Genomic DNA, 25284 nt, shown 5'->3' with positions numbered 1-25284 from the left:
CGCCTCATCGATTTTCAGCCGGACCGGGGGGATCGCTTCAACGCTCTGACTTCCAGTTAAATCTGTTTTGCTGTTCAGACCAAAAACGCAGATGGTGAGGTGTAGGCTGGTCCGGCTGAAAATTGCCGACGTGTTTCCGTAAGGCCGGGAGAGCCAGCATGGATGCTGGCTCAGGGCGCGTTTTGCAGGGATGCTACCTCGCGCCCGACCCGGTAGCCTGAAGGAATAAGCGGGGGGAACCACGAAGTGGCAATTTTCCCGCCGGGAGCCGGGATTGTTAAGGGTACGGCGATAGTACCCTTAACACATTCACAGGCAGTATCGTTTCAGAGAAGTGATAAACATTGGGTGAACGTAACAATACGCCGTAGCGATCCGGTATTTTCTCTGTGTACATAAAATAATCAAAAGCTGAATTATACTTGAAGTGTTGAGGTCCGGAGCTGACAAGAAGGGGGCGGTATGAACCATGTCTGGGGGCTGTTTTCCCATCCCGATCGTGAAATGCACGTGATCAACAGCGAAAACGAAAGCGTTTCGCATCACTATACCCATCATGTACTGCTGATGGCGGCAATCCCGGTTGTTTGCGCGTTTATCGGTACCACACAAATCGGCTGGAATTTTGGTGACGGCAACATACTGCAGTTATCCCTGTTGACCGGACTGGCGCTGGCCATTCTGTTTTACGGCGTGATGCTGGCGGGCGTGGCTGTCATGGGCCGGGTTATCTGGTGGATGGCGCGTAATTACCCGCAGCGTCCATCGCTGGCGCACTGTATGGTCTTTGCCGGATATGTCGCGACTCCGCTGTTTTTAAGCGGTCTGGTCGCCCTTTATCCGCTGGTCTGGCTGTGTGCGTTGGTGGGAACTATCGCGCTGTTTTACACCGGTTATTTACTCTATCTCGGTATTCCAACGTTCCTGAATATCACTCGTGAGGAAGGGTTAAGTTTTTCCAGTTCCACGCTGGCTATTGGTGTGCTGGTACTGGAGGTTCTGCTGGCGATTACGGTAATCCTGTGGGGTTACGGCTATCGCTTATTCTGACCTGTAAAACGGCTCTGCGCTGCGTTGTTGACGTAAAAGTCAGCAACGCAGCATTTCGAGACGATTATCCTGTAGCGGCAAACCTGTCGGATCGCTATGATGCCTGAGCTAGCCTGAGAAAATACTTAATCTCGGGCGGTGTGCGTTGTGACGTGCGTGAACCCTTATCAGAAATCTCATCATGCTGAAATTCCGAGTTTCATTATTAAGCCTTGCCCTGGTGCTGGCCGTTCCTTTTGCACCCCAAGCCGTGGCGAAAACGGCACCTACCGTAGCGGCTTCTCAACCTGAGATAGCGTCCGGTAGCGCGATGATTGTTGATCTGAATACCAACAAGGTTATCTATTCGAACCATCCGGATCTGGTGCGTCCGATTGCGTCGATTACCAAATTAATGACGGCGATGGTGGTGCTTGATGCGCGACTGCCGCTGGATGAAAAGCTGAAAGTTGATATCAGTCAGACGCCTGAGATGAAAGGAATTTACTCTCGCGTACGGCTGAACAGTGTAATCAGCCGTAAAGACATGCTGTTACTGGCGCTGATGTCATCTGAAAACCGCGCGGCAGCCAGTCTGGCGCATCATTACCCTGGCGGCTATAACGCGTTTATCAAGGCGATGAATGCGAAAGCGAAAGCGCTGGGCATGACCCATACCCGTTTTGTGGAGCCGACCGGGTTATCGATTCATAACGTCTCAACCGCGCGTGATTTAACGAAGTTACTGATTGCCAGCAAACAGTATCCGCTGATTGGTCAGCTAAGTACTACGCGTGAAGATATGGCGACGTTTGCCAATCCGGCATATACATTGCCGTTCCGTAATACCAACCATCTGGTGTATCGCGATAACTGGAATATTCAGTTAACTAAAACCGGGTTTACCAATGCGGCGGGCCACTGTCTGGTGATGCGCACGGTGATTAATAACAAACCGGTGGCGCTGGTGGTGATGGATGCTTTTGGGAAATATACCCACTTTGCCGATGCCAGCCGTTTACGCACCTGGATTGAAACCGGCAAGGTGATGCCGGTTCCGGCGGCGGCGCTGAGCTACAAAAAGCAAAAAGCGGCGCAGATGGCGGCGGCAGGTTCAGCTACGGGTGAGCAAACCGCGCAGAACGATTAAACCGTCGGCCGGGCAAGCGAAGCGCCCCCGGCAACGTGCCCGATGGCGCTTATGCTTATCGGGCCTACGATTCTTTCCAGAACTTCTGCTTACTCGTTTTCCCAATACCCGGGTTCATACTGTTGGTTGGGTCATTCTCGCGGTAAAAGCGGGTTAATGTTTCCGGCGCCTGGTACAAATGCCCGACGTTATGCTCCGCCGGATACTGTGCCCCACGCTCGCGAAGTAACTCCAGCATCTGCTCTTTCAGCGCATGGGCATCCACGCCTTTTTTGACGATGTAATCCTGATGGAATACATAGCACATAAAATGCCCGTAATAGAGCTTGTGCACCAGTTGGCTGTCGATTTCTGGCGGCAGATGTTCATACCATTCGGTGTCGTTACGACGCAGCGCGATATCCAGCGCCAGAATATCTTCCACTTCATCCGCATGAACGGCCTGATAACGAATAGCTGCGCCAGCCGCCGCAAAGCGGTGCAGGAATGCCTTGCTGCCTTCTTCCGGCGTACAGGCAAAGAAGTCGCCCTCGGCCGTTTTGAAAAACTCATTTAGCCAGTTTTGCGCTTCAGCCACGCCGCCACCGGCCATTTTTAACAGCAGGTGATGCTCGTATTTGTCGCGCCAGCTTTTCATACGCGCCGGTAAGTGGCTGGGGAATAAATGGCCAAACTTCTGCATCGCCCGGTCGGTGAAGTGCGGACGGAAAAATTTCACTTTTTCCAGCATCGCATCGGTGCGACCTTTCAGGGTGAAGAAAAACGGCATTTTGTCGGTGCCGAGCTTGTCAATCATCAGGAACGTATCTTTGCCGTACTGCTCAGCGATGTCGTAAATATCGCGATGCATATATTCACCGGCAACCGGCAGATGTTCAAACTTCGCCAGAATATGACGGCGGATCTCCGTCAGCACCTCTGGCTGGTTGGTGCCGATATAAAAGACCTGCTGATTTTTTTCGGCTTCGAAAGTGTCCAGACGCACGGCGAAAACCGCGAGCTTTCCGGCACAACCGGAAGATTCAAACAAGCGGTCCGGGTCGGCGTTATAGCGTGCGGGCGTGTCCGCCTCAATATCTCTGACGCGGGTCACGTAGTCGTGATCGTGCGCATGACGTCCGTCGTGGCGAACATCGTCATCTTTGATGCGCTCGTCATCGAGTTTGCTAAGGATCTGCTCTGGGGTTTGGCCAAGGTCGATGCCCAGATGGTTAACCAGCTGTAATTTACCCTGTTCATCAATACGTGCAAACAGCGACATCTCCGTGTAGGCCGGGCCTCGTTGCACCAGCGAGCCGCCGGAGTTGTTACAAATGCCGCCAATCACGGAAGCACCGATGCAGGAAGAACCGATCACTGAATGCGGTTCACGACCAAAAGGTTTGAGCGCTTTTTCCAGCGAATAGAGCGTTGTTCCAGGCCAGGCCAGCACCTGTTCGCCTTTGCCGATGACGTGCAGCTTATCAAGACGCAGGGTGCTGATAATAACAATCTCACGGTCGTAATCATTGCCGCTTGGCGTAGAGCCTTCGGTCAGGCCGGTATTGGCGGCCTGCATCAGAATGATTTTGTCTGCGGCGACACAGGCGTTCAGGACGCGCCACAATTCTAAAAGCGAGCCCGGGAAAACGACGGCGAGCGCATCGCCCTGGCCGGAGCGGAATCCCTTGCGATAGCGGGCGGTTTTAGCGGGTTCAGTGAGCAGGTGCGAATGACCCACCAGGCGGGTCAGTTCATTCAGGAAAGCTTTATTATCTGTTGTAATGGAAGACATTCTCCACTCCTTGTGGTGGGACTCAATATCAGGAACAAGCATAGCGCTTTGTATGACAATACGCTTTCTCATTCATATTGTCTCTGGCTTGTCTTTCATTGATTCACGCTGGTTTTGAAAATTAGGAGAATAACCTTAGCTTTCTTTAGCGCTCCCGTTTAGTCTTACGGCAAATTGCGGTTTTTGTTATATTTTCGCTGATGCGTCAGGAAAAAATAAAGAGAGAATCAACATGAAATGGCTATGTTCTGTAGGTGTTGCGGTGAGTCTGGCGGTGCAACCCGCGCTGGCGGACACTCTGTTTGGTAACCATCCGCTGACGCCAGAAGCGCGGGATGCGTTTGTTACCGATTTACTCAAACAGATGACCGTCGATGAGAAAATTGGTCAATTACGCTTAATCAGCGTCGGGCCTGATAATCCGAAGGAAGCCATCCGCGAGATGATCAAAGACGGGCAGGTTGGGGCTATTTTTAACACCGTCACACGCCAGGATATCCGCAAAATGCAGGATCAGGTGATGGAACTCAGCCGCCTGAAAATTCCTCTCTTTTTTGCCTACGACGTATTGCACGGTCAGCGTACCGTGTTCCCGATAAGCCTCGGTCTGGCGTCCTCCTTTAATCTCGATGCGGTCAGAACCGTCGGTCGCGTTTCAGCGTATGAAGCCGCTGACGATGGCCTGAACATGACCTGGGCGCCGATGGTTGATGTCTCCCGCGATCCGCGCTGGGGCCGGGCATCGGAAGGGTTTGGCGAAGACACGTATTTGACCGCCACAATGGGTAAAACCATGGTGGAAGCGATGCAGGGGAAAAGCCCGGCCGATCGCTATTCGGTGATGACCAGCGTCAAGCACTTCGCTGCTTATGGTGCGGTAGAGGGCGGGAAAGAGTACAACACCGTCGATATGAGCCCGCAGCGTCTGTTTAACGACTACATGCCGCCGTACAAAGCCGGGCTGGATGCCGGTAGCGGCGCGGTGATGGTAGGACTTAATTCACTCAACGGTACGCCGGCGACGTCGGATGCATGGCTGCTGAAAGACGTGCTGCGCGATGAGTGGGGCTTTAAAGGCATCACCGTTTCCGATCACGGCGCGATTAAGGAACTGATTAAGCACGGCACGGCGTCCGATCCTGAGGATGCGGTACGCGTGGCTATCAAGTCCGGTATCAACATGAGTATGAGCGATGAGTATTACAGCAAATACCTGCCGGGGCTGATTAAATCAGGCAAAGTGACGATGGCGGAGCTTGACGACGCTGCGCGTCACGTGCTGAACGTGAAATATGATATGGGGCTGTTTAACGATCCGTACAGCCATCTGGGAGCCAAAGAGTCTGACCCGGTGGATACCAACGCCGAAAGCCGCCTGCACCGTAAAGAAGCGCGTGAAGTGGCGCGTGAAAGCCTGGTGCTGCTGAAAAACCGCCTCGACACGCTGCCGCTGAAAAAATCCGCCACCGTGGCGGTTGTCGGGCCACTGGCCGATAGCAAGCGTGATGTGATGGGCAGTTGGTCCGCAGCGGGTGTTGCCGATCAGTCGGTAACGGTGCTGACAGGGATTAAAAATGCCATTGGCGAGCAGGGTAAAGTGGTATACGCCAAAGGGGCGAATATCACCAACGATAAAGGCATTGTCGACTTCCTGAACCTGTATGAAGAGGCGGTGAAAGTTGACCCGCGCTCGCCGCAGGAGATGATTGATGAAGCCGTTAACGCTGCGAAACAGTCTGATGTGGTGGTTGCGGTGGTCGGTGAGGCACAGGGAATGGCGCATGAAGCCTCCAGCCGTACGGACATTACTATTCCGCAGAGCCAACGTGACCTGATTGCCGCGCTGAAAGCAACGGGCAAACCGCTGGTGCTGGTGCTGATGAACGGACGTCCGCTGGCGCTGGTTAAGGAAGATCAACAGGCTGATGCGATCCTCGAAACCTGGTTTGCCGGGACGGAAGGCGGTAACGCCATCGCCGATGTGTTGTTTGGCGATTACAACCCATCAGGCAAGCTGCCGATGTCTTTCCCACGCTCTGTCGGACAGATTCCGGTCTATTACAGCCATCTCAATACCGGTCGTCCGTATAACGCCGATAAGCCGAATAAGTACACCTCGCGTTATTTTGACGAGGCAAACGGTCCGTTGTATCCCTTTGGCTATGGCCTGAGCTACACCACCTTTACCGTTTCGGATGTGAAACTCTCTGCACCGACGATGAAACGTGACGGGACTGTGACGGCCAGCGTCCAGGTGACCAACACCGGCAAGCGCGAAGGTGCCACGGTGATTCAGATGTATTTGCAGGATGTGACCGCTTCAATGAGCCGTCCGGTAAAACAGCTGAAAGGCTTTGAGAAAGTGAATCTTAAACCGGGTGAAACGCAGACTGTCAGCTTCCCGATTGATATCGAAGCGCTGAAATTCTGGAACCAGCGTATGAAATACGATGCTGAACCGGGTAAATTTAACGTCTTTATCGGCGTGGATTCCGCCAGAGTGAAGCAGGGTGAATTTGAACTGCTGTAGTTGATGAAGAAAGCCACGCATCATGCCTGATGGCGCAATGCTTATCTGGTCTATGAAATAACGCTATCCGGCAAATTCACTTTGGGTTTGCCGGATTTTTTTATCGCCTTACTGCTAATTACTCTCAGTGTTACTACCCAATTGCCAGGTTAAGGCCTGATTTTTCGACTATGCTTTTTCCTCAAGTCTCTGAAAAGGGCCGCAAAAGGATGAGGAGCACAGCATGATAATCTCAAAGTTTGGGGTAGGGTCGTTGGCATTGTTAGCCGCGATAAGTATGCCCTTGCAGGCCGCGTCGCCCGTTACGGTTGGGTCAAAAATTGATACCGAAGGGGCGCTGCTCGGTAACATTATTTTGCAAGTGCTCGAAAGCCATGGTGTGAAAACCGTCAATAAAGTGCAACTGGGGACTACGCCAGTGGTGCGTGGCGCGATTACATCCGGCGAGCTGGATATCTACCCGGAATATACCGGCAATGGCGCCTTCTTCTTTAAAGATGAGAATGATCCGGCGTGGAAAAATGCGCAGGCTGGTTTCGACAAAGTGAAAAAGCTGGACGCAGAGAAAAATAAACTGGTCTGGCTAACGCCTGCGCCCGCCAACAATACCTGGACCATTGCGGTCCGCCAGGATGTCGCCGAAAAGAATAAACTGGTTTCGCTTGCAGACTTAGGGCGCTACCTGAAAGAGGGGGGCACCTTCAAACTGGCCGCCTCTGCGGAGTTTATCGAACGTGCGGACGCGCTGCCCGCGTTTGAAAAAGCCTATGATTTTAAACTGAATCAGAATCAGCTTTTATCACTGGCCGGGGGGGATACCGCCGTGACGATTAAAGCCGCAGCGCAGCAAACCTCCGGCGTCAATGCCGCGATGGCCTACGGCACCGATGGTCCGGTCGCCGCGCTGGGGCTGCAAACGTTAAGCGATCCGCAAGGCGTTCAGCCGATTTATGCGCCTGCGCCAGTGGTACGTGAGTCGGTACTCAAGGCCTATCCGCAAATGGAAGAATGGCTGCAGCCTGTTTTTGCCAGTCTGGATGAAAAAACGCTCCAGCAGCTTAACGCCAGTATTGCCGTAGAGGGGCTGGATGCAAAAAAAGTTGCAGCAGATTATCTGAAGCAAAAAGGATGGGTTAAGTAACGGAATTTACGGCGGGTGGGTGTTTTGTCCAATATCTCGGTTAATCGGGTGCTGTTGCTGCTGGTTCTTCTTACCTTCGCAGCAGCTGCGCTTCCTTTCATTAGCTATGCTCCCAATCGCCTGGTTTCCGGCGAAGGTCGTCAACTCTGGGATATCAGGCCCGACATGGCGTGGGGACTGGCGGTGGCCTGTCTGCTACTGTTTCTTCTGTGCTTTGTGTCGGGCAAACCCGGCAATATATTGACGCTTGTTATCAGCCAGCTGTTGGTGATTGCGGCGCTGGTAACCGCAGGTACAACGGCAACGTATCTGGCACAGACGGGCAGTACGTTGGCCAGAACCAGTCTTGGCTCCGGGTTCTGGCTGGGTCTCGGATTCATGCTGCTGGCTGCCAGTGACGCCATTCGGCGCATCACCCGTCAGATGTTGTGGCGATGGGTGCTGCATGCGCAACTTTTTGTTATGCCGATAGTGTTATTACTGTCCGGCACGTTTAACGATCTTTCCCTGCTTAAAGAGTATGCCAACCGCCAGGATGTCTTTAACGACGCACTGGCGCAGCATCTGACTATTCTGTTTGGCACCGTGATACCCGCGCTATTCCTTGGTGTGCCGCTGGGCGTTTGGTGCTCTTTTTCTGACTCGCGTCAGGGACCCGTTTTCGCCGTACTGAACATTATCCAGACCATTCCCTCGGTGGCCTTGTTTGGCCTGTTGATTGCGCCGCTCGCTGGGCTGGTTAAGCATTTTCCCTGGTTAAGCTCACTCGGTGTTGCGGGAACCGGCCTGACACCCGCGCTTATTGCGTTGGTACTGTACGCGCTCTTACCGTTGGTACGTGGCGTGGTGGCTGGACTGAATCAGGTTCCACAGGATGTACTGGAAAGCGCCCGGGCGATGGGGATGAGCGCGCGTCAACGGTTTATCTCGGTGCAGTTGCCGCTGGCGCTGCCGGTCTTCTTGCGCAGTCTGCGGGTGGTGATGATCCAGACAGTAGGGATGGCGGTGATTGCCGCACTGATCGGTGCCGGGGGCTTTGGCGCGCTGGTCTTTCAGGGGTTGCTCAGTAGCGCCGTTGATTTAGTGCTACTGGGCGTGATCCCGGTAGTTGTGCTGGCAGTGTTGATTGATGCGCTGTTTGATTTAGGGCTAGCGCTGCTGAAGGGAACGAATAATGATTGAATTTAGTCATGTCAGTAAAACCTACGGTCAGCAAAAAGCCGTCGACGACCTTAATCTGCATTTGGCGGAGGGGAGCTTTTCGGTGCTGATTGGCACGTCGGGTTCCGGGAAATCCACCACACTGAAGATGATCAACCGACTGGTCGAGCATGACCGCGGGCAGATTCTTTTTGCGGGCGAGGAGATTCGCAGTCTGCCGGTACTGGAGTTAAGGCGGCGTATGGGGTACGCGATCCAGTCTATCGGTTTGTTCCCGCACTGGACCGTCGCGCAGAACATCGCCACCGTGCCGCAATTACAAAAGTGGTCGCGCTCGCGTATTGATGATCGCACAGATGAACTTATGGCGCTGTTGGGGCTGGAGGCGAGTTTGCGTCACCGTTATCCGCATCAGCTTTCCGGTGGGCAACAGCAGCGGGTCGGGGTTGCACGCGCGCTGGCGGCAGATCCGCAGGTGCTATTGATGGATGAGCCTTTTGGCGCGCTGGATCCCGTCACCCGCGGTGCGCTGCAGCAGGAGATGACCCGTATTCATCGTCTGCTGGGGCGAACCATTGTATTGGTGACGCATGATATTGATGAGGCGCTGAGGCTGGCGGAACATCTGGTCCTGATGGACGCGGGTAAGGTCGTGCAGCAAGGGACTCCGTTGTCGATGCTGACGGCGCCAGCGAACGATTTCGTACAAACGTTCTTTGGCCGCAGCGAACTGGGCGTACGGTTACTGTCGCTGCGTACGGTGGGGGATTTTATTCGTCGCGGCGAACATTCAGCCGGTGAGCCGCTGGTGGCTGAAATGACGCTGCGTGATGCACTGTCGATGTTTGTGGCGCGAGGGTGCGATGTACTGCCGGTTGTGACGCCGCAGGGCGTGTCCTGCGGTACGCTTCACTTTCGCGATCTGCTTTCGGAGATGCCGCCCCGTGAAACGTCTTGCTGATCCACTGCTGTGGCTGGTTGTCCTGTTCCTGATCCTGTTGGTCGGGTTACCGCACAGTCAGGCCCTGTTTAGTTCGTTGTTTCCAGAGTTGCCGCGTCCCGTGTATCAGCAGGAAAGTTTTACGACGCTGGCGCTGAGTCATTTTGCGCTGGTGGGAATATCGAGTCTTATCGCTGTACTCATCGGCACCGGCGCCGGAATTGCGGTAACCCGGCCCTGGGGGGCAGAGTTCAGGCCGATGGTAGAAACTATCGCCGCCGTGGGGCAGACTTTTCCCCCGGTAGCGGTGCTGGCGATTGCCGTGCCGGTGATGGGATTTGGTCTTGAGCCGGCGGTTATCGCGCTGATCCTGTATGGCGTGTTACCGATCCTACAGGCAACCCTGGCGGGGTTGGGAGGCGTCTCTGCCAGCGTGATGGATATCGCCAGCGGGATGGGGATGAGTCGCTGGCAGCGCCTGCGTAAAGTGGAGTTGCCGCTGGCGGCACCGGTTATTCTGGCGGGGATCCGCACATCGGTGATCATTAATATCGGCACCGCAACGATAGCCTCAACCGTCGGGGCGAATACGCTGGGCACGCCGATAATTATCGGACTTAGCGGATTCAATACCGCCTATGTGATTCAGGGGGCGTTGCTGGTCGCGTTGGCGGCAGTGATTGTCGATCGCGGATTTGAGCGATTAGCGAGCTACCTTACCCGGCACGTAAAATGAAGGTGTAGCCTGCCAGCATGACGCCGCCGATACCGCCGATAGCCATCAGCAGGAAGAGGGTTATTACACCGATTTTAGCTGCGCTCATTGTGCACTCCTTATGTGAATCTAAGGATTGTACACTTTTGTTAATAGAATATTAAATACCGAGTGGATAAATATCGTGACCTAACGCGCGCCATTCACTTAACTGTTGCTGCTGAGCGGGCGTCTGGTTCTCGCCGCACCAGACAAGTAAGGTTCGACCTTCGAACATTTCCGGTCGTAGTTGGTTCAGTGAGTGGGCCAGAACGTCAACGCGCCACCCCTGCTGACTGGCAACCCAACCCTCCAGCCACAAGCGGGTGGTATCGTGAATGTTCCAGCCGACAACCAGCGCATCTTTACCCTGTTTCTTGCGCGCTGAGGCCAGACAAATTGCAATATAGTTGATGAGGACGCCGTCAAGGATCCCGAGTAACGCCTGGAGGATCGGCTGCTGACATTGCAGACGGCGGCGTAACGGTGTGAACAAATGGGTGTTGAGCGTTTGTGCGGGATAATCCTGGCCACGCTCTTTGATCCACATTCTCAGACTATGCAAATTATTGCTTTGCAAATAGCTTAATAGCGTCTCTTGCTGTTCACGCCAGCCGTTATGCACATCAATGTTCTCATTGCTGAGCAACATTTTCACCTTACTGACCTGAACGCCGTTGTTTATCCAGCGTTTTATCTCTCGGATCCGGTCAATATCCGCGTCGTTAAACAGGCGATGACCGCCGTCTGTCCTCTGCGGTTTGAGTAATCCGTAACGCCTCTGCCACGCGCGTAAAGTGACAGGGTTGATATCACAAAGCAAAGCCACTTCACCGATTGTGTAAAGCGCCATCGTCGTCTCACTCTTGCTCGCGAGGTCCCAGTTTTACTTTAGACGCTCTTTTACGAACCAGGTAGTTTTGTCTGTTTTTTGATCAATGAAGGGGTGAGTTTGTCGTCATACTCGCGCTTTCGAGTGATCGTTCTCACAAATTCCTGTTTTTTTGCAACACTTCAAAGAAAGTTACGCGCAGCCCATGTATGTTACGCGCTTTTAAGTGATGTGTGGTTGGCGCGTATGTACGAGTTTAATCTGGTGTTGCTGCTGCTTCAGCAGATGTGCGTGTTTCTCGTTATCGCGTGGCTAATGAGCAAAACGCGTTTGTTTATCCCGCTGATGCAGGTCACTATCCGTCTCCCGCACAAACTGCTTTGCTATGTCACCTTTTCCATTTTCTGCATTTTGGGCACCTATTTCGGGCTGCACATTGATGACTCAATTGCTAACACGCGTGCCATCGGCGCGGTGATGGGGGGGCTGCTTGGCGGTCCCGTAGTCGGTGGTTTAGTCGGTCTGACCGGTGGCTTACACCGTTATTCAATGGGCGGTATGACGGCGCTAAGCTGCATGATTTCGACCATTGTGGAAGGTTTACTCGGCGGGCTGGTGCACAGCGTGCTCACTCGTCGCGGCCGTACCGATAAAGTCTTCAGCCCGTTGACGGCGGGCGCGATTACCTTTGTGGCCGAACTGGTGCAGATGCTGATTATCTTATTAATTGCTCGTCCGTTTGATGATGCGTTTCGGTTGGTCAGCAATATTGCCGCCCCGATGATGGTCACCAATACCGTGGGCGCAGCCCTGTTTATGCGTATATTGCTCGATAAACGGGCGATGTTTGAAAAATACACCTCCGCTTTTTCCGCTACTGCGCTCAAAGTTGCCGCCTCTACGGAAGGTATTTTGCGTCAGGGATTCAACGAGGTTAACAGCATGAAGGTGGCTCAGGTGCTGTACGAAGAGCTGGATATCGGCGCGGTGGCGATTACCGATCGTGAGAAACTGCTGGCATTTACCGGCATTGGTGACGATCACCACCTGCCTGGTAAACCGATTTCGTCGTCGTACACTCTACGGGCAATAGAAACCGGAGAGGTGGTGTATGCCGACGGGAATGAAGTCCCTTACCGTTGTTCTTTGCATCCGCAATGCAAATTAGGCTCGACGCTGGTGATTCCGCTGCGGGGTGAAAACCAGCGGGTGATGGGGACTATCAAACTGTATGAGGCTAAAAACCGCCTCTTTAGCTCGATCAACCGCACATTGGGGGAGGGGATCGCTCAGCTACTTTCGGCGCAAATACTGGCCGGACAGTACGAGCGGCAAAAAGCAATGCTTACGCAGTCGGAAATAAAACTCCTGCATGCCCAAGTGAATCCTCATTTTCTGTTCAATGCGCTCAACACCATCAAAGCCGTGATCCGCCGCGATAGCGAGCAGGCCAGTCAATTGGTGCAGTACCTGTCGACCTTCTTTCGCAAAAACTTAAAGCGTCCGTCGGAGATTGTCACACTGGCCGATGAAATTGAGCACGTGAACGCCTATTTGCAAATTGAAAAGGCACGATTCCAGTCACGGCTACAGGTGACTTTAACGGTGCCTGATGAACTTTCGCATCAGCAATTACCGGCTTTTACCCTGCAGCCCATCGTGGAAAATGCCATTAAGCACGGTACCTCTCAGCTACTGGATACCGGAGAGGTGTCGATTACCGCCCGTCGCGAAGGGCAGTATCTGATGCTGGATATTGAAGATAATGCCGGGCTGTATCAGCCAACGTCTGAGGCCAGCGGGTTAGGTATGAATCTGGTCGATAAGCGACTACGCGAGCGGTTTGGCGATGATTTTGGCATCAGCGTAGCGTGTGAACCTGACCGCTTTACCCGAATTACTTTACGACTTCCTCTGGAGGAACAGGCATGATCAAAGTGCTGATTGTCGATGACGAACCGTTAGCGCGGGAGAATCTGCGGATCCTGTTGCAGGAGCAAAGCGACATCGAGATTATCGGGGAGTGTTCGAATGCGGTGGAAGCCATCGGCGCGGTACATAAACTGCACCCGGATGTCCTGTTTCTCGATATTCAGATGCCGCGTATCAGCGGCCTGGAAATGGTCGGGATGCTTGATCCCGAACATCGTCCGTACATTGTTTTCCTGACCGCGTTTGATGAGTATGCGGTCAAAGCCTTTGAAGAACACGCGTTTGATTATCTGCTCAAGCCGATTGAAGAAGCGCGGTTGGAAAAAACGCTGAGCCGTTTACGTCAGGAACGCACGAAGCAGGATGTATCGCTACTGCCCGAGCATCAGCAGCCGCTGAAGTTTATTCCGTGCAGCGGTCATAGCCGTATTTATTTGCTGCAAATGGATGATGTGGCGTTTATCAGCAGCCGCATGAGCGGCGTGTATGTCACCAGTAGCGATGGCAAAGAGGGGTTCACAGAGTTAACGCTCAGAACGCTGGAAAGCCGTACGCCACTCCTGCGCTGCCACCGCCAATATCTGGTGAATTTGGCGCAATTGCAGGAAATCCGACTGGAAGATAACGGCCAGGCCGAGCTGATTTTGCGTAACGGGCTGACCGTTCCTGTTAGTCGTCGTTATCTTAAAAGTCTAAAAGAGGCGATTGGACTGTAAAACTGATACACTGCGCGCCATTGCATCACCGACTGTTGAAGGCTCTATGCTAAGTAACGATATTCTTCGTAGCCTGCGCTACACCCTGAAAGCGAACAATAACGACATGGTGCGTATTCTTGCGCTTGCTGACATGGAATCCACCTCCGCGGGTTTTGATACCTGGATGACAAAAGAAGATGAAGACGGGTTTGTGCGTTGCCCGGATATCATTCTTTCCGGTTTTTTAAACGGTCTGATTTATCATCTGCGTGGGAAAGATGAATCAGCGCCGGAGCTGGCGCTTGAGCGTCGTGTTAATAACAATACGGTGCTGAAAAAGCTGCGTATCGCCTTTTCGCTGAAAACCGATGATATTCTGGCCATTATGACCGAGCAGAAATTTCGCGTGTCGATGCCGGAAATTACCGCCATGATGCGCGCGCCGGATCATAAAAACTATCGCGAATGCGGCGATCAGTTCCTGCGTTATTTCCTGCGCGGTTTGACCTCACGCGTACATAGCACGAAAGCATAACGAGAAAAACGGGCGACCACGATTAAAATCGGGTCGCCAACGGTTTACTTCACTTCTTTAAAACCCGCCGATTCCATTACCGTTTGCATTTGCTTCATGCTGATGTTTTTATCGGCATTCTCAGATAGCTTCATCCCGGAGATGGCCTGCAACGATTTTATATCGACCTTTTCCATATCGATAGTGACATTTTCTTGCGCGTAGGTGTCTGAATAGGTGAGCTTTTCTTCTATGCCAGGGATGTTTTGATATTTAGCGCTTAAGGCGTCGAAGATTTTTGCTGCTTCTTCTTTATTGCTGGCACCGACAGACGCATAGCTGATTTTACTTTCAGAAATTTGTTTCAGAACCTTATCGCCCTTATAGGTGTAAGAGACGGTAATATCCGAGCCGTTAAGGTTGGCATTGAAAGTTTTCGTCTCTTCTTTATCACCGCAACCCGCGAGGGAAAAAACCAGAATAGATGCCGCGGCGAGTGAAAGTAATTTTTGTAACGCTTTCATGTAAAACTCCATTTCATGAATATTAGATGCAAAATAATAGAGCCTGTGAATTTAATGGACCCGTACGACCTTAATAGCAAAGCAGTATAGAATAAATCTAATCGCGATGGCTGAGCAGTCCGAAAATGGAGTGAAGTGACGAGTTTAAGATTAGGGGAAAAGCTAACGCAAAAAAAAGCGCTGCCATTGCAGCGCTTGATATATCTTACTTCACCTGTTGGCCAGGTTTTGCACCTTCGTCCGGGCTTAACAGGAAGATATCTTTCCCGCCAGGACCCGCCGCCATCACCATACCTTCGGAAATACCGAAGCGCATTTTACGCGGAGCCAGGTTGGCTACCATAATGGTCTGACGTCCAATCAGAACCTGCGGATCCGGATAAGCAGAACGAATACCGGAGAAGACGTTACGCTTTTCGCCACCGAGATCCAGCGTCAGACGCAGCAGCTTGTCAGAACCGTCTACAAACTCAGCGTTTTCAATCAACGCTACGCGCAGGTCAACTTTGGCGAAATCGTCAAAGGTGATGGTTTCCTGAATCGGATCGTCCGCCAGCGGGCCGGTAACCGGTGCGGCTGCGGCTTTCACCTCTTCTTTAGACGCCTCAACCAGCGCTTCAACTTGTTTCATGTCGATGCGATTGTAGAGCGCTTTAAAGGTGTTGACCTTGTGACCGAGCAGCGGTTGCTCGATAGCATCCCAGCTGAGTTCGCTGTTCAGGAAAGCTTCAACACGCTCAGCCAGCGTCGGCAGTACCGGTTTCAGGTAAGTCATCAGCACGCGGAACAGGTTGATGCCCATCGAGCAAATTGCCTGCAGGTCTGCGTCGCGGCCTTCCTGTTTAGCCACAACCCACGGAGCCTGTTCGTCAACGTAGCGGTTTGCCACATCGGCCAGCGCCATGATCTCACGGATAGCTTTACCGAATTCACGGCTTTCCCACGCTTCGCCAATGACCGCAGCGGCATCGGTAAAGGTTTTATACAGTGCCGGATCGGCCAGTTCTGCCGCCAGCACGCCGTCAAAACGCTTGGCGATAAAACCAGCGTTACGGGAGGCCAGGTTAACCACCTTGTTGACGATATCGGCGTTAACGCGCTGGACAAAGTCTTCCAGGTTCAGGTCGATGTCATCAATACGTGAAGAGAGCTTCGCGGTGTAGTAGTAGCGCAGGCTGTCGGCGTCAAAGTGCTTCAGCCAGGTGCTGGCCTTAATAAAGGTGCCGCGAGATTTGGACATCTTCGCGCCGTTCACCGTCACATAACCGTGTACGAACAGGTTGGTCGGCTTACGGAAGTTGCTGCCTTCCAGCATGGCAGGCCAGAACAGGCTGTGGAAGTAGACGATATCTTTACCGATGAAGTGATATAGCTCGGCGGTAGAGTCTTTCTTCCAGTATTCGTCAAAGCTAGTGGTGTCGCCGCGCTTATCGCACAGGTTTTTGAACGATCCCATATAGCCAATCGGCGCATCCAGCCAGACGTAGAAGTACTTGCCAGGCGCATTCGGGATTTCAAAACCGAAGTACGGTGAGTCGCGGGAAATATCCCACTGCTGCAGGCCGGCTTCAAACCATTCCTGCATTTTGTTGGCGACCTGCTCCTGCAACGCGCCGCTGCGCGTCCATGCCTGCAGCATTTCGCTAAATGACGGCAGATCAAAGAAGAAGTGTTCTGAGTCACGCATCACCGGCGTTGCGCCGGAAACGACGGATTTCGGCTCGATAAGTTCGGTCGGGCTGTATGTTGCGCCACAGACTTCACAGTTATCGCCGTATTGATCCGCAGACTTACATTTCGGGCAGGTGCCTTTAACGAAACGGTCCGGCAGGAACATGCCTTTTTCCGGATCGTAAAGCTGGGAGATAGTGCGGTTTTTAATAAAACCGTTCTCCTTCAGGCGCGTGTAAATCAGCTCAGACAGCTCGCGGTTCTCTTCGCTATGCGTAGAGTGGTAGTTGTCATAGCTGATGTCAAAACCCGCAAAATCAGTCTGATGCTCCTGACTCATTTCACCGATCATCTGCTCTGGCGTGATCCCAAGCTGCTGTGCTTTCAGCATGATTGGCGTACCGTGGGCGTCGTCCGCGCAGATGAAGTTTACCTGGTGGCCGCGCATTCGCTGGTAACGGACCCAGACATCAGCCTGGATGTGCTCCAGCATATGGCCGAGGTGGATAGAGCCGTTGGCGTACGGCAGCGCGCACGTTACCAGAATTTTCTTCGCGACTTGAGTCATAGTGGGCAATTACTTCTTTTGTAGTGAAAAGGGCTTTGATAGTACCAAAATGGTAATTACTGCGCCAAGCGATAAGGGCATTTATCCGTAAATGAATAATTGTTGCGGTTGGAGTAAACTACCTGGTGACTATTGTATTTTCAGAACAACAAAAAGGAGTCGGGATGAACGCACAATCCCAGGCCAAATCACCAGAAACCCTGCGCGCTATGGTCGCCGGGACGCTGGCGAATTTTCAGCATTCAACCCTGAAGCATAATCTGACGACGCTTAAAGCGTTGCACCACGTCGCCTGGATGGATGACACGTTGCACGTCGAGCTGGTCATGCCCTTCGTCTGGCATAGCGCGTTTGAAGCATTAAAAGAGCAATGCAGTGCCGATCTGTTGCGTATTACCGGCGCGAAAGCGATTGACTGGAAGTTGTCACATAACATCGCCACCCTGAAACGTGTGAAAAATCAGCCGGGTATTAATGGTGTGAAAAACATCATTGCCGTCAGTTCCGGCAAAGGCGGGGTGGGTAAATCTTCCACTGCGGTGAACCTGGCGCTGGCGCTGGCTGCGGAAGGGGCAAAGGTGGGCATTCTGGACGCCGATATTTATGGCCCGTCCATCCCGACGATGCTCGGCGCGGAAAACCAGCGTCCCACTTCACCGGACGGCACCCATATGGCGCCGATTATGTCTCACGGTCTGGCGACCAACTCCATTGGCTATCTGGTCACCGACGATAACGCTATGGTGTGGCGTGGGCCGATGGCCAGTAAAGCGCTATTGCAGATGCTGCAGGAAACCTTATGGCCAGATCTTGATTATCTGGTACTGGATATGCCGCCAGGCACCGGTGACATCCAACTGACGCTGGCGCAGAACATTCCGGTAACTGGGGCGGTTGTAGTGACCACGCCGCAGGATATTGCGCTGATCGACGCGAAAAAAGGCATTGTGATGTTCGAAAAAGTCGAAGTGCCGGTGTTGGGTATTGTTGAGAATATGAGTATGCATATTTGCAGCAACTGCGGGCATCATGAGCCAATCTTTGGCACCGGCGGCGCACAGAAACTGGCCGAGCAGTACCACACCCAACTGTTGGGACAAATGCCGCTGCATATTTCTCTGCGTGAAGACCTCGATCGCGGTACGCCGACGGTTATCAGCCGCCCAGACAGCGAATTTACCGCCATTTACCGTGACCTTGCAGGGCGCGTGGCAGCGCAGCTGTACTGGCAGGGTGAAGTTATTCCGGGCGAAATTGCCTTCCGCGCGGTGTAATTTCTTGCGTTAAATATTATTCACCGTATCAATGATATATTGATGCGGTGAATATATAAGATGAAGAAAAAATAGAGCATTGTTTACCCTGTCTTAATAAAATATGTTTTTTTCTGAATTAAATCCGTTATTCATCATTTAAATTGATCATGCCTATCCTATTGATTTAGTATTTCAATTGGTTTTCACGTGGTAGCGCACCTATTATTATGCTAAATAACTACCCTTCATGTTAAATCGGGCTTAATACAGGAATGACATTTAGATGAAAAAAACTTTGTTGCTGGGAATTATAGTTCTGGCTTATGGATTAAGTCTTCCCGCGTTGGGAACAGATACCGCAACCTTAACTATTAGCGGCAACGTTGTCGCGCCGACCTGCAGTACCGAAGTGGTAAATGCTCAGCTTCAACAGCGCTGCGGCAACACCACCCACGTTTCGAGTACCGAACAAACTGTTTCATCGGTGGTGAGGGGAGTAACAACGGAACTGGTCGCTGTTCCGGGCAGCGATAATCGTCAAATTATCCTCAACCGCTACGACTAGGATACTCTCTTTCATATAGCCCACATCACTCTCATGAATGATGTGGGCTTTTTTTATTTATCTTAAAAATAAATATGAATGGTAAATTACGTTAACTTATTAATTGTGTAAATAAGATTGGTTCCTGACTATTTGTTGTAATTATATTGCATTGAGTAACTTGTCTTAAATCAAAAAAACATTCCGTTTACATTGCGGTAACGATTTAAGTGTGTAGATTCTAATTACAGGAATAACACCACGTAACAAATCTAAATATGTTGATTAAGGAAGATACTATGAAACGTTCAATTATTGCTGCGGCAGTGGTAACAGGATTATTTATGAGTGGCGGGGCGTTTGCTGCTGGGGTTGAAGAAGGTACGTTAACTATTACCGGTATGGTGTCAGGTACCGCTTGTAAGTTCCTTGATACAGCAAATACCGCTACTATTAAATTAGACGATATTCCCGCTACAATACTTACTCCACTGGCCGCGGGTCAGGATACGGGGTATGGTGAAAATGAAGCAGATAAGAATTTAATTCTTGAGTGTAATAGTAGCGATAATGTCAAAATAAAAGTTGATGGTAGTGCTTTTGATTATAATAGTGTTATTGAAAATAAAGGCACAGGTCCTGCGGAGGTCGGTTTTAAATTATTTCACAAGAATGTTTTAATTACAAAAGATGGTCAGGATGAATTTAAGCTTTCAGATCTTGAACGGTTGGGTTTATCAACTGAGGGTAATACTCAATACGGGCTTCGACTTTCGGCTCGTTATGCAAAGGCTTTAGGTGCTGCGGGTGCTCCCGTTGGTACAGGTGAAGTAAAAGCAAATATAAAACTGATTGTTGTTCAGGATTAGTGTTATACCGGCAACCCTGGTTGCCGGTATAAAAAGGGAATTAAAATGAAAATATTAGGCGCGGTAATTACATTATCACTTATGACACCGGCTCAGGCAGGGATAGTGATTTATGGCACAAGAGTAATTTACCCTGCAGAAAAAAATGAAATAGTTATACAGTTGATGAACCAGGAAAAAAGCGCTTCTTTGATACAGGCCTGGATTGATGATGGTAATACAACGCTGCCACCCGAGAAGATTCAGGTACCTTTTTTGCTGACGCCTCCAGTCGCTAAAGTAGCGGGAAATTCAGGGCAGCAGCTTAAAATTAAGAAAATGCCTAATATGCTACCAAATAATAAAGAGAGTCTGTTTTATCTCAATGTGTTGGATATCCCGCCCAATAATCCGGCATATGATGGTAAAAATGTACTTAAATTTGCTATGCAGAACCGGATTAAGCTCTTTTATCGTCCTGCAGGTGTTGCGCCAGTTAATAAAGAAATTTTTAAAAAATTATCGTTAAACCATAGTGGAAGAAATTTCTCTATAAAAAATAGCAGTGCTAACTGGATAACGGTCACGGAAGTTAAAGCTGGCAGTATCAAGATAAATAATGACTCGGTGATGGTTGCGCCATTATCTAGCGAATCTTTTACGGTGAAAAATAGTAATGCCAGTCAGTATAAACTAACAATTATTGATGATCATGGCAATTATATAAGTGATAACGTCAGCCTGAGATGACAGGAGCTGATTATGTTAAGGATGACCCCGCTTGCTTCTGCGATATTATTGTCTTTGTTGTCTTTTTCTGTCCTGTCGGCAGAAGAAACTTTTGATACACACTTTATGATGGGCGGGATGAAGGGCGAAAAAGTTTCTGCTTTACGCGTTGATGATAATCATCCTTTACCTGGACAATATGATGTGGATATCTACGTTAATAAACAGTGGCGCGGCAAATATGAGATTACAGTTAAAGATACGGCTGCTGAAACCTGCCTGACTCGCGATACCATCACGCGTTTAGGGATTAATACCGATAAGCTTGATAAAACCAAAAACTGCCTTTCTCTTGAGCAAGCGGTGCAGGGCGGGAGTTATCGCTGGAACATAGGAAAATTTCAGTTAGATCTTAGCGTACCCCAGGCCTACGTTGACGAGCTGGAAAATGGCTATGTGCCGCCGGAAAGCTGGGATCGCGGTATCAATGCCCTTTATACCTCCTATTATCTCAGCCAGTACAATAGCGACTATAAGAATTCTGGTAACAGCAAAAGTACCTATGCGCGATTTACCAGTGGATTAAACCTGCTGGGCTGGCAGTTGCATTCCGATGCCAGCTACAACAAAACGGATGACAGCAGCGGGGAATGGAAAAGTAACACCCTTTATCTGGAATACGGTATTCCACAAATTCTCGGCACGTTACGCGCCGGGGATATGTACACCTCATCTGATATTTTTGACTCGGTACGCTTTCGTGGGGTGCGTTTATACCGCGATATGCAGATGTTACCCAACTCAAAACAAAGCTTTACCCCGGTAGTACAGGGGATTGCGCAGAGCAATGCGCTGGTCACTATTGAGCAGAACGGTTTTGTGGTGTATCAGAAAGAAGTACCGCCAGGCCCGTTTTCTATCGCGGATTTGCAGTTAGCAGGGGGAGGTGCAGATCTTGATGTTAGCATCAAAGAAGCTGATGGATCGGTTACCACCTATCTGGTGCCATATGCAGCGGTACCTAACATGTTGCAGCCTGGGGTCTCAAAATATGATTTTGCCGCCGGACGTAGCCATATCGAAGGGGCAAGTAATCAGACCGACTTTGCGCAGATGAGCTATCAATATGGGTGGAGTAACCTATTAACGTTATATGGCGGTACGATGCTCGCTGATAACTATAATTCGTTCACGTTAGGAACTGGCTGGAATACCCGAATTGGCGCAATCTCCGTGGATGCGACGCGTTCACACAGTAAACAGGATAATGGTGATGTATTTGATGGGCAAAGCTATCAAATTGCTTATAATAAATATTTGACACAAACCGCCACGCGTTTTGGCCTTGCTGCCTATCGATACTCATCACGGGATTATCGGACTTTTAACGATCACGTTTGGGCCAATAATAAAGACAGCTATCATCGTGATGAAAATGATGTTTATGACATAGCAGATTATTACCAGTATGATTTTGGTCGCAAAAACAGTTTTTCCGCCAATGTGAGCCAAACTTTACCGGCGGGCTATGGTTCCTTATCACTAAGTATATTGTGGCGCGATTACTGGGAGCGTAGTGGCACGAGTAAGGATTATCAGTTGAGTTATACCAATAACTGGCAACGTATTAGCTATACCTTTTCGGCCAGCCAGACCTATGACGAGGATCATCGCGAGGATAAGCGTTTTAACCTTTTAATTTCTGTTCCGTTTGACTGGGGGGATGATATTACCTCAAGACGCCGCCAGATATATTTATCTAACTCAACGACCTTTAATAACGATGGGTTTTCCTCAAACAATACCGGACTTTCCGGGACGATGGGCGATCGCGACCAGTTTAACTATGGCGTTAACCTGAGCCATCAGCGCCAGGACAGCGAAACGACGGCAGGCACCAACTTAACCTGGAACGCACCGATTGCTAAACTAAGCGGTAGCTATAGCCAGTCTAATAAATACCGGCAGGCGGGTGGTAATATTTCGGGCGGGATAGTGGCCTGGTCCGGCGGGGTGAATCTTGCGAACCGCCTTTCCGATACTTTTGCAGTAATGCAGGCGCCGGGACTGCAAGGCGCCTACGTCAACGGGCAACGTTACCGCACCACTAACCGCAGCGGTGTGGTGTTATATGATATGTTGACCCCGTACCGGGAAAATAGCCTGACGCTGGACGTTTCTAATACCGAAAGTAAAACCGAGCTATTGGGTAACCGACACAGTGCCGCGCCTTATCGCGGCGCCGTGGTGCTGGTGAAATTCGATACCGACCAACGGCAGCCCTGGTTTATTCGCGCCCAGCGCCCGGATGGTTCACCGTTAACTTTTGGTTATGAGGTGGAAGATAACCAAGGGAATAATATTGGCCTGGTCGGTCAGGGCAGCCAGCTCTTTATTCGTACCGACAGTGTGCCGCCGGAAATTAAAGTCGCAGTGGATAAACAACAGGGACTTTCATGCTCAATCTCCTTTGGTAAAACGATTGATGAAAGTAAAGTTTATATTTGTCGGTGAGGAGGAGATATGAGATTTATCCTGGGATTAATTTTGGTTATGATGTCAAGCTCAGTACTCTGCAATTGTTTTCCGGTTTCATTTCAATATTTTGATTTTAACCCAAGTACTGCTGGTGCAATAGCTGAAAGTGAAGTGATTGAGTTGGATTTGAATGATGCCTCTCTTAATTCATTTCAATCAAAAGAAGGTATTCCTCTTAATTTTACGGGAGGAAATAGTACCTATCATTGTGACTTTGGAACGTCTAACCCAGGCTCGCCTTATTATTTAATAGCCAAAAGTCAAGAGTCTGGCACCTCTGAATATTATCAGGTATTAACAACTGGAAATAATGAAGGTGTATATGTTGAAGTTCAGTTGTCTGTTAATGGTTCACTCGGGCCTTATAGCGTTGTAAATAGTTTTTTGGGTATTGCTCGTTATTATTTTAATTTTCCGAGAGATGATCTTAATTCTAAGGTAACCTATGCAATTAAATACAGGTTAACGAAAAATAAATCTGTTTCATCTGAAATAAAAAAATAGGGGAAACTGTGACTCTTAAAGATCATGTGCGTTTTAATGAAAGTTCCGGATCGGATTCTTATAATTTAAAACAATATATAAGAGTTAAGTTTAATTACACTCCAACCACATGTTCTTTCAATGATACTACCGTTAAAGTTAGCAACATAAATTACGGAGATGTAAGTAAAGGGCTTGCGCATGATGCTGATGCCGAAGTGAAAATTGATTGTGACCAAATTGTGGCCTATGCCACAAGATCAGTTCATTACAGATTCGTTTCTGATAATGCTGTCGGTAATGTTTTACCTAATGAATATACGAATAGTGATAGCGCTGGAAATATTGGCTTTGAGTTAATAAAAGATGGTTCTGTAGTTAATTTAAGAAATAATCATTATGATCTGATAGCATGGGGAGATTTAAAAGAAAATGTGGCCAGAAATACGATTATACCGCTGAAATATAAATACACTCCTTATGGAGATAAGATATTTAAAGCCGGGCAGGTACTAAGCCGTGTAAAAATTGTTATCGATTATGATTGATCACGCTATGGTATTTTACGCACTCCCTCATCAGAGTGAGTGCGTGTTTTATCACCGGTGATAAAAAATCTCGCCGTCGTAGGCTTTAATGATCTTAGCATCGGCATCATTGACCAGCACATACGCGCCGCCCATGTAGGTCCAGTGGGTGCCTGCTGTCGGTGCGGGCAGGTTGCGCAGATTCCACTGCTTAATAGTGTATTCGCTGGTGAGATACAGTGGTGGAACTTTGTCACCGGGTTTGAAATGGGTGAAGTCAGCAATAAAGCTGCTCAGCTCATATTTATCGATACCGGTGGGGGCAACTGTTGCAGCCGGCGCGGCCCAGACGACACTGCTCGCAAGCAGGAGTGCACCCAGCAACATTTTATTCTTCATACCCATCTTCTCTACCTCTTCGGGTCATCAAAATCAGTCATGTATCATTCCTGGCTTACAGGGCATCTGACAAGGACTTTTTTGTTATCACTCCAGAAATTTCGTAAAAAGTGTAAATGAATGTACAGCATTGCGACAATTTAGAGTGGCAATTTAGCGATGAGGTGTCACGTTTTTGCATATCAACTCAGGGTAGCGCTGTTCCACAGCATACATGAGTTGCTCCGGTTTCTGTGGCCCGGAACAATTGTCTTCAAGAAAACCCACTACTGGAATGGAGTAAAAAAGTTGATGCTTGTTTAATCAATTTATTTACTTTACTGTAAAGTAAATAAATTGGCGAGGCTTTACTATGACGAACTTTAGTAAATGGGGAAAGTTATTAATTTTCATATTGTTAATGACTTTGTCATGTCATCTTAAGGCATCTCTGCCTGGAAGGGGGTCTGTAGAGCCAAAGACGGTTGATCGCTGTCTTGTCATGCGGGACCGGGAGCAGGCTTGCTTTCAGTGTACCGATTTGAATTATCAGCATATGCAGTTACGACTCAGCTATTTACGTTTTTTACTACTCCAAAATAGTTTCACTATCCAAACCTATGACTATTTATGGCGTGAACATCAACGAACAATGTCTTGCCTCGAAATCAGCAGATACATTGTCGCGAAAGCAATCAATATTCTGCTATGCCCAGCAACGGTCAAATTACCCATACCTCAACCTGTTTTTAATTTGTGGCAA

At 50.0% G+C, this 25284-nt stretch carries 23 protein-coding genes; 17 read left to right on the top strand and 6 right to left on the bottom strand.

What is annotated here, in order from left to right:
• Positions 1 to 462: 462 nt before the first annotated feature.
• Both FDX09_RS09900 and pbpG read left to right on the top strand, forming a co-directional pair.
• A complete protein-coding gene (locus FDX09_RS09900; protein WP_038641953.1) occupies positions 463 to 1050 on the top strand; it encodes a Yip1 family protein in 588 nt (195 codons plus the stop codon).
• Positions 1051 to 1231: 181 nt separating this feature from the next.
• A complete protein-coding gene (gene pbpG / locus FDX09_RS09895) occupies positions 1232 to 2179 on the top strand; it encodes a D-alanyl-D-alanine endopeptidase (protein ID WP_038641951.1) in 948 nt (315 codons plus the stop codon).
• Positions 2180 to 2243: 64 nt separating this feature from the next.
• Here the strand turns inward: pbpG and dld are convergent, their stop codons facing one another.
• Positions 2244 to 3953 carry a D-lactate dehydrogenase gene (gene dld / locus FDX09_RS09890; protein ID WP_038641949.1) on the bottom strand — a complete coding sequence of 570 codons (1710 nt, stop codon included), beginning with the start codon at positions 3951 to 3953 and terminating at the stop codon, positions 2244 to 2246.
• A gap of 232 nt (positions 3954 to 4185) precedes the next feature.
• Here dld and bglX point away from each other — a divergent pair, with 232 nt between their 5' ends.
• The 5 genes from bglX to FDX09_RS09865 all read left to right on the top strand — a co-directional run bounded on the left by bglX (position 4186) and on the right by FDX09_RS09865 (position 10461).
• On the top strand, positions 4186 to 6483 hold the full coding sequence (gene bglX / locus FDX09_RS09885; RefSeq protein ID WP_137347135.1) for a beta-glucosidase BglX: 2298 nt from the start codon (positions 4186 to 4188) through the stop codon (positions 6481 to 6483).
• A 223-nt stretch (positions 6484 to 6706) separates the two neighbouring features.
• A complete protein-coding gene (locus tag FDX09_RS09880; protein ID WP_069323457.1) occupies positions 6707 to 7624 on the top strand; it encodes an ABC transporter substrate-binding protein in 918 nt (305 codons plus the stop codon).
• A 15-nt stretch (positions 7625 to 7639) separates the two neighbouring features.
• A complete protein-coding gene (locus FDX09_RS09875; RefSeq protein WP_121529280.1) occupies positions 7640 to 8806 on the top strand; it encodes an ABC transporter permease in 1167 nt (388 codons plus the stop codon).
• Positions 8799 to 9746, top strand: coding sequence for an ABC transporter ATP-binding protein (locus FDX09_RS09870; RefSeq protein ID WP_137347133.1), 948 nt, complete (start codon positions 8799 to 8801; stop codon positions 9744 to 9746). The genes FDX09_RS09875 and FDX09_RS09870 overlap by 8 nt, the downstream gene beginning before the upstream one ends.
• Positions 9730 to 10461, top strand: a complete 732-nt coding sequence (locus FDX09_RS09865) for an ABC transporter permease (RefSeq protein ID WP_121529278.1) — start codon at positions 9730 to 9732, stop codon at positions 10459 to 10461. The genes FDX09_RS09870 and FDX09_RS09865 overlap by 17 nt, the downstream gene beginning before the upstream one ends.
• Here FDX09_RS09865 and FDX09_RS09860 read toward each other — a convergent pair.
• Entirely contained in the window at positions 10442 to 10549 is a 108-nt protein-coding gene (locus FDX09_RS09860; protein WP_003027354.1) for a protein YohO, read from the bottom strand. The genes FDX09_RS09865 and FDX09_RS09860 overlap by 20 nt on opposite strands.
• Positions 10550 to 10600: 51 nt before the next feature.
• Positions 10601 to 11332, bottom strand: coding sequence for an HTH-type transcriptional regulator MlrA (mlrA, locus tag FDX09_RS09855; RefSeq protein WP_042307362.1), 732 nt, complete (start codon positions 11330 to 11332; stop codon positions 10601 to 10603).
• Positions 11333 to 11557: 225 nt separating this feature from the next.
• On the opposite strand from mlrA, the gene FDX09_RS09850 reads away from it, so the two are divergent.
• The 3 genes from FDX09_RS09850 to FDX09_RS09840 are packed head-to-tail and all read left to right on the top strand — an operon-like array spanning position 11558 to position 14476.
• Complete coding sequence (locus FDX09_RS09850; protein ID WP_038641939.1) at positions 11558 to 13243, top strand: sensor histidine kinase; 1686 nt, start codon at positions 11558 to 11560, stop codon at positions 13241 to 13243.
• A complete protein-coding gene (gene btsR / locus FDX09_RS09845) occupies positions 13240 to 13959 on the top strand; it encodes a two-component system response regulator BtsR (protein ID WP_038641937.1) in 720 nt (239 codons plus the stop codon). The genes FDX09_RS09850 and btsR overlap by 4 nt, the downstream gene beginning before the upstream one ends.
• 46 nt (positions 13960 to 14005) lie before the next feature.
• A complete protein-coding gene (locus FDX09_RS09840; protein ID WP_085048256.1) occupies positions 14006 to 14476 on the top strand; it encodes a DUF1456 family protein in 471 nt (156 codons plus the stop codon).
• A gap of 44 nt (positions 14477 to 14520) precedes the next feature.
• On the opposite strand, the gene FDX09_RS09835 is transcribed toward FDX09_RS09840, so the two are convergent.
• Entirely contained in the window at positions 14521 to 14979 is a 459-nt protein-coding gene (locus tag FDX09_RS09835) for a YehR family lipoprotein (RefSeq protein WP_137347132.1), read from the bottom strand.
• Between the two features lie 205 nt (positions 14980 to 15184).
• Entirely contained in the window at positions 15185 to 17218 is a 2034-nt protein-coding gene (gene metG, locus FDX09_RS09830; protein ID WP_038641933.1) for a methionine--tRNA ligase, read from the bottom strand.
• Between the two features lie 164 nt (positions 17219 to 17382).
• Here metG and apbC point away from each other — a divergent pair, with 164 nt between their 5' ends.
• The 7 genes from apbC to FDX09_RS09795 all read left to right on the top strand — a co-directional run bounded on the left by apbC (position 17383) and on the right by FDX09_RS09795 (position 24164).
• Positions 17383 to 18492: an iron-sulfur cluster carrier protein ApbC gene (apbC, locus tag FDX09_RS09825; protein ID WP_038641931.1), complete on the top strand. Its 1110-nt coding sequence runs from the start codon at positions 17383 to 17385 to the stop codon at positions 18490 to 18492.
• A 265-nt stretch (positions 18493 to 18757) separates the two neighbouring features.
• A complete protein-coding gene (locus FDX09_RS09820) occupies positions 18758 to 19039 on the top strand; it encodes a DUF2574 family protein (protein ID WP_137347131.1) in 282 nt (93 codons plus the stop codon).
• 278 nt (positions 19040 to 19317) lie between these two features.
• Positions 19318 to 19887, top strand: coding sequence for a fimbrial protein (locus FDX09_RS09815; RefSeq protein ID WP_170973235.1), 570 nt, complete (start codon positions 19318 to 19320; stop codon positions 19885 to 19887).
• A gap of 45 nt (positions 19888 to 19932) precedes the next feature.
• The gene (locus tag FDX09_RS09810; protein ID WP_085047892.1) at positions 19933 to 20616 is read left to right on the top strand and encodes a fimbria/pilus periplasmic chaperone; all 684 of its coding nucleotides are present in this window, start codon (positions 19933 to 19935) and stop codon (positions 20614 to 20616) included.
• Between the two features lie 12 nt (positions 20617 to 20628).
• Positions 20629 to 23109, top strand: a complete 2481-nt coding sequence (locus tag FDX09_RS09805; protein ID WP_137347129.1) for a fimbrial biogenesis outer membrane usher protein — start codon at positions 20629 to 20631, stop codon at positions 23107 to 23109.
• 9 nt (positions 23110 to 23118) lie between these two features.
• Positions 23119 to 23637 carry a hypothetical protein gene (locus tag FDX09_RS09800; protein WP_137347128.1) on the top strand — a complete coding sequence of 173 codons (519 nt, stop codon included), beginning with the start codon at positions 23119 to 23121 and terminating at the stop codon, positions 23635 to 23637.
• A gap of 8 nt (positions 23638 to 23645) precedes the next feature.
• Positions 23646 to 24164, top strand: coding sequence for a hypothetical protein (locus FDX09_RS09795; RefSeq protein WP_137347127.1), 519 nt, complete (start codon positions 23646 to 23648; stop codon positions 24162 to 24164).
• A 51-nt stretch (positions 24165 to 24215) separates the two neighbouring features.
• Here the strand turns inward: FDX09_RS09795 and FDX09_RS09790 are convergent, their stop codons facing one another.
• A complete protein-coding gene (locus FDX09_RS09790) occupies positions 24216 to 24548 on the bottom strand; it encodes an RcnB family protein (RefSeq protein WP_137347126.1) in 333 nt (110 codons plus the stop codon).
• Positions 24549 to 25284 lie beyond the last annotated feature (736 nt).

Source organism: Citrobacter sp. wls717 (genome assembly GCF_005280955.1).
Taxonomy (GTDB): Bacteria; Pseudomonadota; Gammaproteobacteria; order Enterobacterales; family Enterobacteriaceae; genus Citrobacter; species Citrobacter werkmanii.
Note: the sequence above shows the minus strand (reverse complement) of the source record. Positions and strands in the feature narration are given on the sequence as shown.

What these genes read in the sequence shown, in the direction of transcription:
- FDX09_RS09900 (WP_038641953.1), top strand. Translation starts at nt 463, where the DNA reads ATGAACCATGTCTGGGGGCTGTTTTCCCATCCCGATCGTGAAATGCAC.
- pbpG (WP_038641951.1), top strand. Translation starts at nt 1,232, where the DNA reads ATGCTGAAATTCCGAGTTTCATTATTAAGCCTTGCCCTGGTGCTGGCC.
- dld (WP_038641949.1), bottom strand. Translation starts at nt 3,953, where the DNA reads ATGTCTTCCATTACAACAGATAATAAAGCTTTCCTGAATGAACTGACC.
- bglX (WP_137347135.1), top strand. Translation starts at nt 4,186, where the DNA reads ATGAAATGGCTATGTTCTGTAGGTGTTGCGGTGAGTCTGGCGGTGCAA.
- FDX09_RS09880 (WP_069323457.1), top strand. Translation starts at nt 6,707, where the DNA reads ATGATAATCTCAAAGTTTGGGGTAGGGTCGTTGGCATTGTTAGCCGCG.
- FDX09_RS09870 (WP_137347133.1), top strand. Translation starts at nt 8,799, where the DNA reads ATGATTGAATTTAGTCATGTCAGTAAAACCTACGGTCAGCAAAAAGCC.
- FDX09_RS09860 (WP_003027354.1), bottom strand. Translation starts at nt 10,549, where the DNA reads ATGAGCGCAGCTAAAATCGGTGTAATAACCCTCTTCCTGCTGATGGCT.
- mlrA (WP_042307362.1), bottom strand. Translation starts at nt 11,332, where the DNA reads ATGGCGCTTTACACAATCGGTGAAGTGGCTTTGCTTTGTGATATCAAC.
- FDX09_RS09850 (WP_038641939.1), top strand. Translation starts at nt 11,558, where the DNA reads ATGTACGAGTTTAATCTGGTGTTGCTGCTGCTTCAGCAGATGTGCGTG.
- btsR (WP_038641937.1), top strand. Translation starts at nt 13,240, where the DNA reads ATGATCAAAGTGCTGATTGTCGATGACGAACCGTTAGCGCGGGAGAAT.
- FDX09_RS09840 (WP_085048256.1), top strand. Translation starts at nt 14,006, where the DNA reads ATGCTAAGTAACGATATTCTTCGTAGCCTGCGCTACACCCTGAAAGCG.
- FDX09_RS09835 (WP_137347132.1), bottom strand. Translation starts at nt 14,979, where the DNA reads ATGAAAGCGTTACAAAAATTACTTTCACTCGCCGCGGCATCTATTCTG.
- metG (WP_038641933.1), bottom strand. Translation starts at nt 17,218, where the DNA reads ATGACTCAAGTCGCGAAGAAAATTCTGGTAACGTGCGCGCTGCCGTAC.
- apbC (WP_038641931.1), top strand. Translation starts at nt 17,383, where the DNA reads ATGAACGCACAATCCCAGGCCAAATCACCAGAAACCCTGCGCGCTATG.
- FDX09_RS09820 (WP_137347131.1), top strand. Translation starts at nt 18,758, where the DNA reads ATGAAAAAAACTTTGTTGCTGGGAATTATAGTTCTGGCTTATGGATTA.
- FDX09_RS09815 (WP_170973235.1), top strand. Translation starts at nt 19,318, where the DNA reads ATGAAACGTTCAATTATTGCTGCGGCAGTGGTAACAGGATTATTTATG.
- FDX09_RS09810 (WP_085047892.1), top strand. Translation starts at nt 19,933, where the DNA reads ATGAAAATATTAGGCGCGGTAATTACATTATCACTTATGACACCGGCT.
- FDX09_RS09805 (WP_137347129.1), top strand. Translation starts at nt 20,629, where the DNA reads ATGTTAAGGATGACCCCGCTTGCTTCTGCGATATTATTGTCTTTGTTG.
- FDX09_RS09800 (WP_137347128.1), top strand. Translation starts at nt 23,119, where the DNA reads ATGAGATTTATCCTGGGATTAATTTTGGTTATGATGTCAAGCTCAGTA.
- FDX09_RS09790 (WP_137347126.1), bottom strand. Translation starts at nt 24,548, where the DNA reads ATGGGTATGAAGAATAAAATGTTGCTGGGTGCACTCCTGCTTGCGAGC.